At 31.3% G+C, this 17,218-nt stretch carries 17 protein-coding genes, 2 tRNA genes and 1 rRNA gene; 19 read left to right on the top strand and 1 reads right to left on the bottom strand.

The window, feature by feature from the left end:
- Window positions 1-28 precede the first annotated feature (28 nt).
- A complete protein-coding gene (locus tag BDW31_RS09175; RefSeq protein WP_037551974.1) occupies window positions 29-1,219 on the bottom strand; it encodes an FtsW/RodA/SpoVE family cell cycle protein in 1,191 nt (396 codons plus the stop codon).
- Window positions 1,220-1,636: 417 nt separating this feature from the next.
- Here BDW31_RS09175 and BDW31_RS09170 point away from each other — a divergent pair, with 417 nt between their 5' ends.
- The 19 genes from BDW31_RS09170 to BDW31_RS09080 all read left to right on the top strand — a co-directional run.
- Entirely contained in the window at window positions 1,637-2,707 is a 1,071-nt protein-coding gene (locus BDW31_RS09170; protein WP_053020221.1) for a D-alanine--D-alanine ligase, read from the top strand.
- Between the two features lie 15 nt (window positions 2,708-2,722).
- On the top strand, window positions 2,723-4,078 hold the full coding sequence (locus BDW31_RS09165; RefSeq protein ID WP_110709580.1) for a UDP-N-acetylmuramoyl-tripeptide--D-alanyl-D-alanine ligase: 1,356 nt from the start codon (window positions 2,723-2,725) through the stop codon (window positions 4,076-4,078).
- A 270-nt stretch (window positions 4,079-4,348) separates the two neighbouring features.
- On the top strand, window positions 4,349-5,860 hold the full coding sequence (gene cshA / locus BDW31_RS09160) for a degradosome RNA helicase CshA (RefSeq protein WP_037551982.1): 1,512 nt from the start codon (window positions 4,349-4,351) through the stop codon (window positions 5,858-5,860).
- A gap of 165 nt (window positions 5,861-6,025) precedes the next feature.
- Window positions 6,026-6,505, top strand: coding sequence for a PH domain-containing protein (locus BDW31_RS09155; protein WP_085060551.1), 480 nt, complete (start codon window positions 6,026-6,028; stop codon window positions 6,503-6,505).
- Window positions 6,498-8,021: a PH domain-containing protein gene (locus BDW31_RS09150; protein ID WP_110709578.1), complete on the top strand. Its 1,524-nt coding sequence runs from the start codon at window positions 6,498-6,500 to the stop codon at window positions 8,019-8,021. Before BDW31_RS09155 ends, BDW31_RS09150 begins: the two co-directional genes overlap by 8 nt.
- A complete protein-coding gene (locus tag BDW31_RS09145; protein WP_110709577.1) occupies window positions 8,014-8,541 on the top strand; it encodes a PH domain-containing protein in 528 nt (175 codons plus the stop codon). Before BDW31_RS09150 ends, BDW31_RS09145 begins: the two co-directional genes overlap by 8 nt.
- Window positions 8,542-8,550: 9 nt before the next feature.
- Complete coding sequence (gene acpS, locus BDW31_RS09140) at window positions 8,551-8,910, top strand: holo-ACP synthase (protein ID WP_037551987.1); 360 nt, start codon at window positions 8,551-8,553, stop codon at window positions 8,908-8,910.
- Window positions 8,911-9,005: 95 nt separating this feature from the next.
- Complete coding sequence (gene alr / locus BDW31_RS09135; RefSeq protein ID WP_110709575.1) at window positions 9,006-10,154, top strand: alanine racemase; 1,149 nt, start codon at window positions 9,006-9,008, stop codon at window positions 10,152-10,154.
- A gap of 85 nt (window positions 10,155-10,239) precedes the next feature.
- Entirely contained in the window at window positions 10,240-10,410 is a 171-nt protein-coding gene (gene mazE, locus BDW31_RS09130; RefSeq protein WP_037538759.1) for a type II toxin-antitoxin system antitoxin MazE, read from the top strand.
- Window positions 10,407-10,772, top strand: coding sequence for a type II toxin-antitoxin system PemK/MazF family toxin (locus BDW31_RS09125; protein ID WP_011275272.1), 366 nt, complete (start codon window positions 10,407-10,409; stop codon window positions 10,770-10,772). Before mazE ends, BDW31_RS09125 begins: the two co-directional genes overlap by 4 nt.
- Before the next feature lie 306 nt (window positions 10,773-11,078).
- Entirely contained in the window at window positions 11,079-12,080 is a 1,002-nt protein-coding gene (locus tag BDW31_RS09120; RefSeq protein ID WP_085060547.1) for a SpoIIE family protein phosphatase, read from the top strand.
- A gap of 98 nt (window positions 12,081-12,178) precedes the next feature.
- Window positions 12,179-12,505, top strand: coding sequence for an anti-sigma factor antagonist (locus BDW31_RS09115; RefSeq protein ID WP_011275274.1), 327 nt, complete (start codon window positions 12,179-12,181; stop codon window positions 12,503-12,505).
- Window positions 12,506-12,533: 28 nt separating this feature from the next.
- The gene (gene rsbW, locus BDW31_RS09110) at window positions 12,534-12,986 is read left to right on the top strand and encodes an anti-sigma B factor RsbW (protein WP_052071620.1); all 453 of its coding nucleotides are present in this window, start codon (window positions 12,534-12,536) and stop codon (window positions 12,984-12,986) included.
- Window positions 12,961-13,731: an RNA polymerase sigma factor SigB gene (gene sigB, locus BDW31_RS09105; RefSeq protein WP_011275276.1), complete on the top strand. Its 771-nt coding sequence runs from the start codon at window positions 12,961-12,963 to the stop codon at window positions 13,729-13,731. The genes rsbW and sigB overlap by 26 nt, the downstream gene beginning before the upstream one ends.
- Before the next feature lie 249 nt (window positions 13,732-13,980).
- A complete protein-coding gene (locus tag BDW31_RS09100) occupies window positions 13,981-16,128 on the top strand; it encodes a Tex family protein (RefSeq protein WP_110709573.1) in 2,148 nt (715 codons plus the stop codon).
- Window positions 16,121-16,576 carry a SprT family protein gene (locus BDW31_RS09095; protein WP_049426538.1) on the top strand — a complete coding sequence of 152 codons (456 nt, stop codon included), beginning with the start codon at window positions 16,121-16,123 and terminating at the stop codon, window positions 16,574-16,576. Before BDW31_RS09100 ends, BDW31_RS09095 begins: the two co-directional genes overlap by 8 nt.
- Window positions 16,577-16,830: 254 nt before the next feature.
- A tRNA-Leu gene (locus tag BDW31_RS09090) sits at window positions 16,831-16,916 on the top strand.
- A gap of 21 nt (window positions 16,917-16,937) precedes the next feature.
- A tRNA-Gly gene (locus BDW31_RS09085) sits at window positions 16,938-17,011 on the top strand.
- A gap of 114 nt (window positions 17,012-17,125) precedes the next feature.
- A 16S ribosomal RNA gene (locus BDW31_RS09080) occupies window positions 17,126-17,218 on the top strand; the annotation flags it as partial.

The raw sequence follows: 17,218 nt of genomic DNA, 5'->3' as shown, positions 1-17,218 counted from the left end.
GGAGAAGCGTAATCACTTTTAAATGTGATTACGCTTCTTTATTAGGCATTGTTTGTCTTTGATGGAAATGTATAGATAAGACGACACCTATACCAACCATTAAACTCCATAGTGAACTACCGCCGTAACTAATAAATGGTAATGGTATACCGGTAATAGGTAGTAATTGGATTGTCATACCTATATTTTGTAATATATGGAAGACAAGTAGTGATACATAGCCTATGATAAATATTTTGCTGAATGGAGATTCAACTTTCGTAGCTAGTCGAATTAAATGAAAAATTAATGCTAAAAAGATGAGTAGTAAAACTACAGCGCCTATAAATCCCATTTCTTCTCCAACTACTGAGAATATAAAATCTGTATGATTTTCAGGAATGTAAACCTCACCATGATTAAATCCTTTACCGAATAATTGACCAGACCCAATCGCTTTTAAAGATTCTGTTAAGTGATAACCGTCTCCAGCACTATATGAATATGGATCCAACCAAGAATTAATTCGCCCCATTTGATACATTTTCACACCTAGAAGGCTCTCAATTAACGTTGGTTTATAAATGATAGCTAATATAATAGTTCCTCCAAAAACAAAAGCGGCTATAAATAATGGGGCTAAGATTCTCCATGTAATACCGCTAACTAACATTATTCCTATTATAATAGCGCAAATCACAAGCGTTGTACCTAAGTCATTTTGTAATAAGATTAAAGTCATTGGTACTATTGAAATTCCTATGATTTTAAAGAACAAGACCAAATCAGTTTGAAAAGATTTATTAAAAGTAAAACGATTATGGTTAGAAACGCTCTTTGCTAATGCTAGAATTAAGATGACCTTCATAAATTCTGAGGGTTGAATACTTACTGGTCCAAATGAATACCAACTTTTAGCACCATTAATGATTGGTGTAATAGATGTTTCAGGTAATATGAGTAAACCTATAAGTAGTACACAAAAGATAAAATAAAGAATATATGTATTATTTCTAATCTTTTTAGGTGAAATAAGCATAATAACTAATGCGATAATAGCACCTAATATGTAATAAATGATTTGGCGAATACTAAAGTTTGCACTATATTGTCCTCCACCCATAGCTGAACTAATCGTAGTAACACTTATAATGGCAAGTATGGTTAATAATGCTACAAGTATCCAGTCTATCTTACGTAGCCAATGTTTTGAAGGCTGTTGACGGGATGAATATTTCATGAGAAAACTCCTTAAATTCTTATAATCGAACGATTAATATTATATACAAATTTTACATGACTTTATATTAATTTGCTAGAAAATAACAGGCAGAATATAGAAAACTAAAAATTCAATCTAAAATTGTGTTTGAATTATGATTGGTAAATTAATCTAATAAAAACCAAAAAAATTAATTAAACATAATTAGATTTAAGTTGATAAATGCAAAATCACTTTAGACTGTGATAATATTGATTTTTAGAAAGCATAGTTTAAACTAAATAAAATTTATAAAATATTGATAGTTAACTAAAAAGAAAATGTAAAAATGAATTGAAAGAGATATAGACATTTGTAAGAAGTTGAAATAACGTAATAGTTTAATACTTCTCATAAATGATTGAGTTATGATCTTTCTTAATGGAGGAACTACTTATGGTAAAAGAAAACATTTGTATCGTATATGGTGGTAAAAGTGCTGAACATGATGTTTCTAAATTGACTGCGCAAAATGTTCTTAATGCAATTGATAAAGAAAGATATTTAGTGGATATCATTTATATTACGAATGATGGCTTATGGAAGAAAAAAGAAAATATCACTGAGGAAATTAAAGAAATTGAATCCCTAAATATGACAGATATAGAAGCGGGCGAAATCACTATTTTGCTTAAAGAAAGTAGCGATGGTAAACCTTATGATGCTATATTCCCATTACTTCATGGCCCTAATGGTGAAGATGGCACAATTCAAGGGTTATTTGAAGTTCTTGATTTACCATATGTTGGGAATGGTGTACTAGCTGCATCAAGTTCAATGGATAAACTTGTCATGAAACAATTATTTGAACATAGAGGATTGCCTCAATTACCTTACATTAGTTTCTTAAGAAGTGAATATGAAAAATATGAGGGTAACATTATTAAACTCGTTAAAGATAAACTTACATATCCAGTATTCGTAAAACCTGCAAATCTTGGTTCAAGTGTAGGTATTAGTAAATGTAATAATGAGGATGAATTAAAATCAGGTATTGAGGAAGCTTTCCAATTTGACCGTAAACTTGTTATTGAACAAGGTATTAATGCTCGTGAAGTTGAAGTAGCTGTATTAGGCAATGACTATCCTGAAACAACATGGCCAGGAGAAGTTATCAAAGATGTTGCATTCTATGATTACAAATCAAAATATAAAGACGGTAAAATCAGTTTACAAATTCCTGCAGAATTAGATGAAGAAGTACAAATGACATTAAGAAACATGGCATTGGAAGCATTTAAAGCTACAGATTGTTCGGGATTAGTACGTGCGGATTTCTTTGTTACTGAAGACAATCAAATTTTTATTAATGAAACAAATGCAATGCCTGGATTCACAGCATTTAGTATGTATCCAAGTTTATGGGAGAATATGGGCTTATCTTATTCTGACCTAATCACAAAATTAATTGACCTAGCTAAAGAACGTCACGAGGATAAAAAGAAAAACAAATACACAATTGACTAAGAGAGGGATTCATAAATGATAGAAGTTTCTTTACAGCAAATTCAGGAATGGATACCTTGTGATATTGATTCACAATATTTACAACAAACCATCAAAGGTGTGACGATCGATTCACGTGCAATCAAAACTAATATGTTATTTATACCATTTAAAGGTGAGAACGTAGATGGTCATCGCTTTGTTTCACAGGCGTTAAAAGATGGCGCTGGGGCTTCTTTCTATGAAAAAGGCCATGACATTGATGATATTGTGGAAGGACCTATTATATGGGTAGACAATACATTAATTGCGTTACAACAATTAGCTAAAGCATATCTTAAACATGTGAACCCTAAAGTAATAGGTGTTACTGGTTCAAACGGTAAAACAACTACAAAAGATATGATTGAGAGTGTATTACACACTGAATTTAAAGTTAAAAAAACTCAAGGTAATTACAATAATGAAATAGGCTTACCATTAACTATTTTAGAGCTTGATTTAGATACAGAGATTTCAATATTAGAAATGGGTATGTCTGGATTCCATGAAATAGAATTACTTTCTAATATAGCAGAACCAGATATTGCTGTTATTACAAATATTGGTGAATCACATATGCAAGATTTAGGTTCTCGTGAAGGCATTGCTAAAGCTAAATCTGAAATAACAATTGGACTTAAAAAAGAGGGAACATTCATCTATGATGGTGATGAACCATTGCTTGAACCACATGTTAAAGAAATTAAACATGCTAAATGTTTAAGTGTAGGTTTGAAACAAGATAATGCTTTAGTATGCGAAGTAGAACATAGTGAAAATGATGGCATTGCTTTCTCTATTAACGGTAATGAACATTATAAATTACCTATTCTTGGAATCCATAATATGAAAAATGCAGCTATCGCAATTGCTATTGGTCATGAACTAGGACTTAAATATGAGACTATTCAACATAACATTAATCATGTTCAACTCACTGGTATGCGAATGGAACGCCATATTACTGATGATAATATTACTATCATAAATGATGCTTATAATGCCAGTCCTACAAGTATGAAAGCCGCAATTGATACTTTGAGTCAAATGGAAGGTAGAAAAATTATTGTACTTGCTGACTCACTTGAATTAGGGGAAAATAGTCGTTCAATGCACGAAGAGGTAGGCGCATATTTAGAAGGTAAAAACATCCATACTTTATTAACATATGGCAAAGATGCAAAGTATATTAGTGATATAGGAGGTCAATTTGTTGACCACGTTGAATATTTTATTGATAAACAACAATTAACTCAATATTTAATAAATAACTTAGTTGCTAACGACAAAGTTCTTGTAAAAGGTTCAAGAGGAAATAAACTTGAAGAAGTTGTAAATAAATTGATTTAATTATTTTCAAAATTACTAGCATGCTAAGCAAGTCACTAATTAGGAATCTAAATCCTTTAGTGGCTTGTTTTTTTACTTTAAAAATTTAAATAATAAGTGAAAAATATAAACGCTATTATATGAAAATAGATTTGAAAACGAGTTCATCTATAAAATTGCTTTATTGCGATATGTAATTTTAGGTGGTACTATATAGAAGTTGACGTAATAAGAGGACCTTATATACACAAACGTATATTGATAAATAAGAAAGTTAAAAGGAGAATTATATTGCAAAATTTTAAAGAACTAGGGATTTCGGACAAAACAGTTGAGACCCTTGAAGCAATGGGCTTTAAGGAACCCACACCTATCCAAAAAGATAGTATCCCTTATACATTAGAAGGAAAAGACATCCTTGGACAAGCTCAAACTGGTACTGGTAAAACGGGAGCGTTCGGGATTCCTTTAATAGAAAAAGTTGTAGGTCAATCAGGTGTGCAAGCTTTAATATTAGCACCTACAAGAGAATTAGCTATGCAAGTAGCTGAACAATTAAGAGAATTTAGCCGTGGTCAAAATGTACAAGTTGTAACGGTATTTGGTGGTATGCCAATCGATCGACAAATTAAAGCTTTAAAAAGAGGACCACAAATCGTTGTAGGTACACCAGGACGTGTCATTGACCACTTAAATAGACGTACATTAAAAACAAATGGTATTCATACATTGATTTTGGATGAAGCGGATGAAATGATGAACATGGGATTCATCGATGATATGAGATTCATTATGGATAAAATTCCAGCTGAGCAAAGACAAACAATGTTATTCTCAGCAACAATGCCTAAAGCAATCCAAACTTTAGTACAACAATTCATGAAATCTCCTCAAATCGTTAAGACAATGAACAACGAAATGTCAGACCCTCAAATTGATGAATATTATACAATTGTGAAAGAACTTGAAAAGTTCGATACATTTACTAATTTCTTAGATGTACACCAACCTGAATTAGCCATTGTCTTCGGTAGAACAAAACGTCGTGTGGATGAATTAACAAGTGCTTTATTATCTAAAGGTTACAAAGCAGAAGGCTTACATGGTGATATCACACAAGCTAAACGTTTAGAAGTATTGAAGAAATTTAAAAATGATCAAATCGATATATTAGTTGCTACAGACGTTGCAGCACGCGGTTTAGATATTTCAGGTGTAAGTCATGTATATAACTTTGACATTCCTCAAGATACTGAAAGCTATACACATAGAATCGGACGTACAGGAAGAGCTGGTAAAGAAGGCATCGCTGTTACATTCGTAAATCCAATTGAAATGGATTACATCCGTCAAATTGAAGATGCAAATGGAAGACGCATGAACGCTTTAAGACCACCTCACCGCAAAGAAGTATTAAAAGCGCGTGAAGATGATATTAAAGATAAAGTGAAAAATTGGATGTCACGAGAAAGTGAAGCACGTTTGAAACGTATCTCAAGCGAGTTATTAGAAGAATATGATAGTACTGAATTAGTTGCATCGTTACTACAAGAATTAGTAGAAGCAAATGATGAAGTGGAAGTACAATTAACATTTGAAAAACCATTAGCACGTAAAAATCGCCAAGGTAAAGGTAATGGATCACGTCGTGGTGGAAAACGTAATAACAAGTTCGATAATAAAAACAAACGTTCAAAAGGCAACTTTAATAAGAAAAAAGGTAAAAAACCTGACCGTCGTGAAAGACAAGACAAAGGTAAATCTACGATGAAAGGTCGAACATTCGCAGATTTACAAAAATAAAATAATTCAATATTGAATTTTATAATCAAACCATCTCATGCTTTTGAGGTGGTTTTAAATTTGATTAAATAGTAGAAGTAATTTAACAACTTCGCATATTCAGCAAGGTCAGTAAGCCTCACACTAAATATGATATAATAAAATAAAATTACAAAGGAGTATATTATGAAGGTAGAAAGTTCATTTCATAAAAGTCCTAAGAATGCACTGAAATACCACTGGCTTAATAGTGGTATCTTATTTTTAATAGAACTGATTATCATTGCTGCACTATTCTCAATGTGGCGATATTTTAATTGGTACCACTTTATTGTCTACATACTTATCTTCTTAGTCTTCATTTCGGTTATTCGTTTGCTATTACAACCCATTATTAATTATAAATATCGTTTTTATAGGGTTAATGATAGAAATGTCGAAGTTAAAAAGTCTTTTATTTTTAAAAAACACCAAATGACTAAAATTGAACGGCTACAATTTTTAGAAATTAAAAGTAATCCTATTTTAAAGCTACTAAATTTAAATATTTTAATTTTTGTAACAGCAGGTCATGAATTAAAATTACCAATTGTCTCAGAAGAAGAAATGAATCAATTATCAGAAGATATTTTTATAGCATTGCGAGGTGCTGATTCAGATGTTTAATCCTCAAAAATTGCATCCAATTTCATACATAACAGGGATAATAGATGTAATTAAACAAAATATTTTTACATTTATAATATTAGTTGGTTTTAATATATGGAATTTTGATTTTACAGAAATTCGTCATTATATTGGCCCATCAATCTTTTTGTTTATCCTTATTGTAACGTTTATACATCGATTTTTAGAAATTAAAGTTACAAGATATTGGATTGAAAACGACCAATTTATTGTTACATCTGGATGGTTAAATAAAAAAAGAAAAGAACTAAATCTAAGTAGAATTCAGTCATTAGATACAACACAAGGTTTGATTAACCAAATCGTTGGTGGCGTTAGTTTACAAATTAAAACGCCAAGTGATGGCATTGAATTGGCAACAATAACGAAGAAACAGAGTGAGTTCATTGAACAAACCATACGAATGAGACAAAAAGAATTAAATAATAATACTCAAGAATATTTAATCAATGATGAATCGGATGAAAATGAACTAAAAACGGAGCAATATAATGCATCGACAAGTGTAACAGAAAGTAATTCAGAACATGTGTTCAATATGTCCTTAACTTCACTAATTCTAATGGCTATGACGAGTGGGGCAATAGGTGTGGCCTTTGCTGCCGTTTCGCCAATAGTAGGTGCATTTCAAGATATTATCCCTTGGGATAAATGGACGTCTAATCTATGGCATTGGGTAAATTCTGTATTTATTATTGTGCTGTTTGTTGTTGCATCGATTTTAATCATTAGTTATGTTTTAGGAACTATAATTACGATTATACGTTATTATAACTACAAAGTTGTACAACAGGGTAATCATCTTAAAATTAGTTATGGTCTTTTTAATGTGAAAAATCTAACAGTTCCAACTGATCGACTACAAGCAGTGTTAGAGAAACAATCTTTCTTAAGAAAAATATTTGGATATACCTCTATACACTTTATTATCACGAGTGATATGGATATAGAGTCTAATGATGATGCAAGTGACAATGGTAAAATTATGATATTACCATTTATAAAACAAAAAGAAGCATATGAAATTATTGGAAAGCTCGTACCAGAAATGAAGTTTAATAAGGTCGAAAACGTTATGCCATGGAAAGGATTTCATCGTCATTTCTTTATACCAAGTATTATCGTTTTAATTTTAGCTAGTATCGGAACTTATTTTTGGAGTGCATGGAGCTTTTTAATCGCTTTGATGATAATTATTGTGATGATGTCTCATGCATATATCTACGTTAAAAATGCTGGCTTAGTGATAGAGAATGATGAAATAACTTTGAAACGTGTAAGCACTTTTGGTTTTCAAACATATTACTTCAAAACGGATAAAATTATAGGTATAGAAACGAGCCAACATCCTTTTCTCGAAAGAAGTCATTTAGCAAATTTATATTTCCTTATTGCTAAAGGATCAATATTTGAGTTTATGGAATTAAAGTTCATAAAAGAAGATATATCGCAACGCTACGTTGATGCGTATTTAAGAGGTGAGTACGATGTCTAATTATAATTACATGAATAAAAAAGGCCCTAAAGTGATGAGAATTGCTTCAATGATTACTACCATTATTTTTACAATTATAGTGATAATAGCAAGTATTTTATGTGATTTATACATTGAGGAAATGAGTCGCGCATTACTTGTAAGTCTTGCGATAGCACTAATCATTTTATGTTGTGTTGTTTTTATAGTTATAACACCATTTTTAAAATATAAAAACTTTCGATATGGTTATTCAAACGATGAAATTTATATAAGAAGAGGCATTATTTTTATCAATACTAAAATTATTCCATTTTATCGAATTCAGAATATCGATATTGAAGAAGGTTTTTTAATGAGAAAATATAAGTTAGCTTCATTGCATTTGTCGACTGCAGGAGGCGTTTCTCAAATAGATTTGATTGCAAAGAAAGACGCAATAAAACTTAAACAAATGATACAAAAAAAGAAAAGTATTCAGCAAAATGATATTAGTGAAATGAATACGAAAATAGATCATTCAAATATACCTAGTGAGTGAGGGGTTAGCATGATACATGGAATAGGTATTGATTTAATAGAAATTGAAAGAATTAAAAAAGCTTTTGAGAAACAAAAAGACAAGTTAGTAAAGAGAATTTTAACACAAGAAGAGGAACAACAATTTCATTCATTTAAAAGTGAAAAGAGAAAACTTGAATATTTATCTGGTCGTTTCGCAACCAAAGAAGCTTTCAGTAAAGCATTAGGTACAGGCTTAGGAAAAACAGTGGCATTCAAAGACATTAATTGTTACAACGATATAAAAGGTAAACCATGTATAGATTACAATGGTTTTATCGTACATGTTTCAATAACTCATACAGAACATTATGCGATGAGTCAGGTTTTGTTAGAAAAGAGAGATTAACAGTATTATAATAAAAATAATTTCTACCTCGTATATTGAACGAGTTAAATCAATAATAAATAAGATTTTTTTACTAATTAAGAGGAGGATTACGTATGTCAGATAAATTCTATAGATCAACTTATTTAAACGTAGATTTATCAGCGATTTTAAATAACTATAATACTGTTAGAACGTTGCATAGCGATAAAACAGTTATACCAGTAGTAAAAGCTAATAGTTATGGGTTAGGTAGCGTTAAAATCGCACAACATTTAATGAAAAACGGTGCTGACTTTTTTGCAGTAGCAACTCTTGATGAAGCTATTGAATTACGTATGCATGGAATCAATGCTCAAATACTTATCCTAGGTGTCATTCCTCTTGAAGATATAAATAAAGCTATTCAACACAGAGTTGCTTTGACTGTACCATCATTACAATGGATACAACATGCAATAGAATTAATTAGTGATGATTATGAAAAGAATTTATGGCTACATGTGAAACTCGACACAGGTATGGGCAGACTTGGAATTAAATCACTGGAAGAATATAAAGAAGTCATTGACTTAATTCAAAGTCATTCTCATTTAGTATTCGAAGGTGTATATACGCACTTTGCTAATGCTGATGAACCTGGCGACTCAATGGATCATCAATATGAACAATTTGAAACTTTAGTAACTCAAGCTGAGAAACCTAAATTCATACATTCTCAAAATTCAGCTGGTTCTTTATTGAGAAACTTTGAATTATGTAACGCAGTTAGACTTGGTATTTCACTTTATGGTTATTATCCGTCAGAGTACGTAAAAGAAAAAGTTGAAACTGAATTACAACCAAGTGCGCAATTATTAACACAAGTTGTCCAAACTAAATATTTAAAAGTTGGAGAATCGGTAAGTTATGGCAGTACATATACAGCAACTGAAGATATAAAGATCGCGATTTTGCCAATTGGATATGCGGATGGATACTTACGCTCAATGCAAGGGGCATTTGTTAATGTCAAAGGCCATCAATGTGAAGTCATAGGTCGAGTATGTATGGATCAAATGATAATTAAAGTGCTAGATGATGTAAAAGAGGGAGACACTGTGACACTTCTAGATAATACTTATGATTCACCTCAATCAGCTGAAACTTTAGCTCAAAAACAAGACACGATTAGCTATGAAGTTTTATGTAATTTAGGTAGACGTTTACCTAGAATCTATCAAGTTGATGACCAGATGCATGTAACTAATGAATTATTAAAATAGTATAGTCACTTGAAATAAAATTTGTTATTATAAAATTAATTAAAGTTTATAATGTCTTATTTGGTATCAACTGGAGGTTCATATTATGCTTACTTTCAATCAAAATAGAAGTCACAGTCTTGAACAATCTTTAAAAGAAGGCTATGCACAAATGGCCGAATTAAATCTCTCCCTAGCGACAGAAGCTTTTCCTCTAGAATGCGAAGCTTGTGATTGCAACGAAACGTACATTATTTCTAATTATAAAAGTGAATGATTAGAAGAGGCGATGTATATTTAGCTGATTTGTCACCAGTACAGGGCTCAGAACAAGGGGGAGTCAGACCTGTAGTTATCATTCAAAACGATACTGGCAACAAATATAGTCCTACCGTAATCGTTGCTGCGATTACGGGAAGGATTAATAAAGCGAAAATACCCACACATGTTGAAATCGAGAAAAAGAAATACAGACTTGATAAAGATTCAGTAATTCTACTCGAGCAAATTAGAACATTAGATAAAAAACGACTAAAAGAAAAATTAACATATCTATCTGATGAGAAAATGCAAGAAGTAGATGAAGCACTAGACATTAGTCTAGGATTGCATGATGAAGTTAAAACGCAAAATACATAACTTAATTCATGTATAATTCAAAAGTATTTCATTTTAACTATTAAAGACAATATTTTAAATTCAGTTATTCGAATTTTCGTACTTTAATTTCTATGTACTTAATACATATTAGTCCTATTTGAAGGTAAGTACTAGATTAATTGATAGTCTTTAGTTGTTGACTTTAGGTAATACCTAAAGTCTTTTTTAAATATAAAGCATATTATTTAATATTATGGTTTTAACAATAATGAATTTTATTAATAAATATCAAATGCATATAAAAAGTTCTAAGTGATAGATATATTGAAGCAAGGAGGCAGATTTGTGGAAGAATGTAAGCAGCATTATAAGCAACTTATTGATGAAAGTTTAGTTACGCAAAATAAACAACAATTTCTAGAAAAGTGTAATGATTTTACAGATGAAGTAATTAAAAAAGATATTCTACCTGAAGATATTGTGAATATACACAAATCATATGTATCCTCCTTAAATTTAAATAAAGAACAAATTTTTGATACATTAGATGTGTTACAAGAGGTTGTAAAAGGGTTTGGATATAGTTATCGAGACTACCAAAAGTTAGTTGATAAAATGCAATTCCACGATAAAGAAATTGATTTAGCTTCTAGGCTTCAACAGACAATGTTAAAAACTGATATCCCTCAATTTGATAGTATACAGATTGGTGTGATTTCAGTTGCTGCTCAAAAAGTGAGTGGCGACTATTTTAATTTAATTGATCATAGAGATGGAACGATGAGTTTCGCTATTGCTGATGTTATAGGTAAAGGAATTCCAGCTGCATTAGCTATGAGTATGATTAAATTCGGAATGGACTCCTATGGGCATTCCCAATTACCAAGTGATGGATTGAAACGTCTTAATCGTGTTGTGGAGAAAAACGTAAATCAAAACATGTTTGTGACTATGTTTTACGGATTATATGAAGAAATGAACCATCTACTTTATTGTAGTTCTGCAGGTCATGAACCTGGATATATATATAGAGCGGAAACTGAAACATTTGAAGAAATTGAAGTTAGAGGAAGAGTCTTAGGTGTAAGTCAGCACACTCGTTATAGACAACAAGAAATTCCCATTCATTTAGATGATTTAGTTATCATATTTACTGATGGTGTTACAGAAGCAAGATACACAGATGGTGAATTCATAGCTAAAAACACATTGTTGAACCTCATACGTAAGTATAAGCATATGCATCCACAAGATATAGTACAAATATTATATGAAGCTATATTAAAAATACAAAACCCTAACAAACGTGACGATATGACTATTATGATTATAAAACGTGTAAATTAAATATTAAATTTTTAGATTATATAAATCTAACTATGGGTATACTTACTAAAGTATACATATTATTAGTAACAAAAGACTAAACTAGGAGTGTAAGAACTATGAACCTTAACATTGAGACGGTAACACATGATGAATATTATGAAGTCATTGTGGCTGGGGAATTAGATGTTTATACAGTACCTGAATTAGAAGAAGTTTTGATGCCAATGCGTCAAGAAGGTACTCATGATATTCACGTGAATGTGACAAACGTTAGTTATATGGATTCTACAGGATTAGGTTTATTTGTAGGAACATTAAAAGCTTTGAATCAAAATGATAAAGAATTATATATTTTAGGTGTATCAGATAGAATCGGAAGATTATTTGATATTACTGGCCTTAAGGACTTAATGCATGTCAATGAAGGAACGGAGGTAGAGTAACTTGCCTATTAAAAATGATTATATCGAGATGAAATTGCCTGCCTCTGCTGAGTATGTGAGTTTAATTCGTTTAACTCTATCAGGGGTATTCTCAAGAGCAGGCGCATCTTACGACGATATAGAAGATTCTAAAATTGCAGTAAGTGAAGCCATTACTAACGCAGTGAAGCATGCTTATAAAAATGATGAAACAAATGGTATGATAAATTTATGTTTTGAGTTATTTGATGATAAAATAAAAATAGTTATCTCAGATCAAGGTGAAAGTTTTGATTATGAAACGACTAAATCACAGTTAGGACCTTACGATGAGAATGAAAATATCGATTTCTTACGTGAAGGCGGACTTGGTTTATTCTTAATTGAATCCTTGATGGATGAAGTGAAAGTCTTTAAAGAATCTGGTGTAACAATCAGCATGATTAAGTATATAAAAAAAGAGCAGGTGCCAAATAATGACGAAAGAGTCGAAATCAGTTAATGATGTATCACCTGAGCAAATTAACCAATGGATTAAAGAACATCAAGATAACGCTAATACAGAAGCTCAAGATAGATTAGTTAATCATTATCGAAAATTAATTGAATCTTTAGCTTATAAGTATTCTAAAGGACAATCACATCATGAAGATTTAGTTCAAGTTGGTATGGTTGGTTTAATAGGTGCTATTAACAGATTTGATTTGTCTTTTGATCGCAAATTTGAAGCATTCTTAGTACCGACCGTTATTGGTGAGATTAAGAGATATTTAAGGGATAAAACTTGGAGTGTTCATGTTCCGAGAAGAATAAAAGAGATAGGCCCACGTATCAAAAAAGTAAGCGATGAACTAACAAATGAGTTGGAAAGATCCCCATCAATTGCAGAAATTGCTGATCGTTTAGAAGTTTCAGAAGAAGAAGTGTTAGAAGCTATGGAAATGGGTCAAAGCTATAACGCGCTTAGTGTTGATCATTCAATTGAGGCAGATAAAGATGGTTCAACAGTAACTCTATTAGATATCATGGGGCAAAAAGATGATAATTATGACTTAACTGAAAAACGTATGATTCTTGAACGTATTTTGCCTATTCTCTCAGATAGAGAAAGAGAAATTATTCAATGCACGTTCATAGAAGGATTAAGCCAGAAAGAAACTGGGGAACGTATTGGATTAAGTCAAATGCATGTATCACGCTTACAAAGAACTGCAATTAAGAAATTGCAACAAGCTGCTAAACAATAAAATATTACATTTAGAGTCTAGAACATTAATTATATAAAACTATAGTGGACAGTCGCAATTGTTGCACGTATTGATAAATAGTTCAACTAGTAGTTTTTCAGTTCTAGTCATCTATGTAGGGGTGGGACAATGAATTCACTATGAATTCTATCCGACTCCTTTTTTACTTTTGAATTAAAAAAGCAATGCTTAAAATTAAATATTGTATACTTAGAGAAATAAGAATTTTTGAAAAGTGTGGTTATATAAATGGATAAAATGTTAATGAATGAAATAGTGTCTAAATATCAATTTTCTGAAAAACAAGTAAAATCCGTATTAGAATTGCTAGAAGAAAATAATACTGTTCCTTTTATAGCAAGATATCGTAAAGAAGCAACGGGTGGTTTGGATGAAGTTCAAATCAAACAAATTTCTGACGAATATCAATATGTTGCAAATTTACAGAAAAGAAAAGATGAAGTTATACATAATATTGAACAACAAGGTTTATTAACAAATGAATTAAAAGAAGATATTCTTAAACAAACCAAATTGCAGCGTGTCGAGGATCTTTATAGACCTTTTAAACAAAAAAAGAAAACAAGAGCAACTGAAGCTAAGCGAAAAGGACTTGAAAGTTTAGCCCAATGGATTAGTGATGGTCAACAGGGTGAATTGAGTCAAAAAGCTGAGGCGTATATTAATGATGAAGTAGCTACTGTTGACGAGGCAATTCAAGGAGCGTTAGATATCATTGCTGAACACGTTTCAGATAATCCTAAGTATCGCAGTCGTATATTGAAAGATATTTATAGGCAAGGAAATATAGTAACGGCTAAGAAGAAAAAAGCGGATGATGAAAAAGAAACATTTGCAATGTACTATGATTATGTGGAACCTATTAAGAACGTTGCTAATCATAGAGTGCTAGCTATGAATCGTGGTGAAAAAGAAAAAGTGCTTTCAGTCAAAGTAGAATTTGATACTCAACAAGTAGCAAGTGCTATTGAAAAAAATGAGGTTAAAAATAATAATCCACATGGAGATTATATAAAATTAGCAATTGAGGACAGTTTAAAAAGGTTAATAATGCCTTCGATTGAAAGAGAAATACGCGCTGATTTAACTGAGAAAGCAGAACAACATGCTATTGAGGTCTTTAGTGAAAATTTACATCACTTATTGTTGCAACCGCCTATGAAAGGTAAGCAAATATTAGGAGTTGACCCAGCATTTAGAACAGGATGTAAACTAGCAGTCATTAATCCTTATGGGACTTTTATTGATAAAAGTGTAATTTATCCACATCCACCTAAATCTAAAGTAGAAGCATCTGAAAAAGAAATTGTCCGAATGATTAAAGAAAATAATATAGAACTTATTGCAATTGGTAATGGTACAGCAAGTCGTGAAACTGAACAATTCGTTGCAGATGTTATCAAAAAATATAATTTAGATATTAAATTTATTATTGTCAATGAAGCGGGGGCCTCAGTGTATTCTGCTTCAGAAATTGCTAGATCTGAGTTTCCTAATTTTCAAGTTGAAGAACGAAGTGCTGTTTCAATAGGAAGACGAGTTCAAGACCCATTAAGTGAATTAGTTAAAATAGATCCTAAATCTATTGGTGTGGGTCAATATCAACATGACGTAAATCAGAAAGAACTTGAAAGTGCATTAACATTTGTTGTTGAAACAGCCGTAAACCAAGTTGGTGTAGATGTAAATACAGCATCAAAATCTTTATTACAGTATGTTTCTGGTCTATCTAGTGCAATAGCTCAAAACATTATTGATTACCGTGAAGAAAATGGAGCAATCAAGCACAATAAAGAAATAAGTAAAGTGAAACGATTAGGTGCTAAAACATTCGAACAAAGTATAGGATTTTTGCGTATTGTAGATGGCTCTGAACCAATTGATAATACATCAATTCACCCTGAGAGTTATGATGTGACATATGAATTATTGACAGTTTTAAATTTTGATATCAATGATTTAGGTACTGACAAGTTAAAAGCTGAATTATCCAAAATAAACACAAATCAAATAGCTGAACAATTAAATGTTGGAGTACCAACCTTAGAGGATATTATTAAATCTCTAATGGCACCTAATCGAGATCCTCGTGATGAGTTTGAAACGCCTATCCTAAAATCTGATGTACTATCTATTGAAGATTTAAAAGAAGGTATGAAATTAAGTGGAACAGTAAGAAATGTTGTTGATTTCGGAGCATTTGTAGATATAGGTGTGAAACAAGACGGATTAGTACACGTATCTAAATTATCAAAAAAATTCGTCAAAAATCCTATGGATATAGTTAGTGTTGGAGATATAGTAGAAGTTTGGATTCTTGATATTGATCAAAATAAAGGAAAAGTTTCTCTAACAATGATTGATCCACATGAATAATAATGAACTTCAAAATATGGTTGAAAGCATTTCAAACCGATATTTTAATGAACCTTTTCGTCATAATGCTTTGTTTAATAATAAGCTACGTACTACAGGTGGACGTTATATTTTAGATTCACATAACATTGAAATTAATCCTAAACAATATCAGTATTATGGTAAAAATGCACTAATCGATATAATTAAACATGAATTATGTCACTATCATCTGCATTTAGGTGGAAAAGGTTATAAACATAAAGATCCAGACTTTAAAATGTTGAGTAAGCAAGTCGGTGCTCCGAGATTTTGTAAACCTATTCAATCATATGAAGCGCGTGCTAATTATTTATATAAATGTCAATCATGTGGTTGCAAATATTTAAGGATAAGGAAAGTAGATGTTCGGAAGATGAGGTGTGGAATTTGCAATGGAAAGTTGTCACTAATCGAACATTTAACTTAGTTACTAAGTAACTAAAATTGAAATTCAGGTCTACTTTTACAATAATTGTAGATCTGAATATTTTTGTTTATTAAATGTTGACATTAATTATAAAAACATGTATAGTATATATCGTTGCTTTAATAAAAGAGTTAAACATTAATTGATTGTAAAACGTCTTTAAAAATATGTTAAAAAGTTATTGACATTTCATTACAAAACATTTACAATAATTTATGTTCTCGATAGTTAATAGTAATTATTGCGTTTTGCCAGCGGTCGTGGCGGAATGGCAGACGCGCTAGGTTGAGGGCCTAGTGGGAGAAATCCCGTGGAGGTTCAAGTCCTCTCGGCCGCACCAAATAAACTTTTAATTTAATATGCGGGTGTAGTTTAATGGCAAAACCTCAGCCTTCCAAGCTGATGTTGTGGGTTCGATTCCCATCACCCGCTCCATTATTAATGAACATTGAAAACTGAATGACAATATGTCAACGTTAATTCCAAAAGCAGTAACTTAAATGTTACAAACACTATTTAGTATTATGAGCTAATCAAACATCATAAATTTTTATGGAGAGTTTGATCCTGGCTCAGGATGAACGCTGGCGGCGTGCCTAATACATGCAAGTCGAGCGAACAGATAAGGAGCTTGCTCCTTTG

It is taken from the genome of Staphylococcus sp. AtHG25, from assembly GCF_003217445.1.
GTDB lineage: Bacteria > Bacillota > Bacilli > Staphylococcales > Staphylococcaceae > Staphylococcus > Staphylococcus haemolyticus.
Note: the sequence above shows the minus strand (reverse complement) of the source record. Positions and strands in the feature narration are given on the sequence as shown.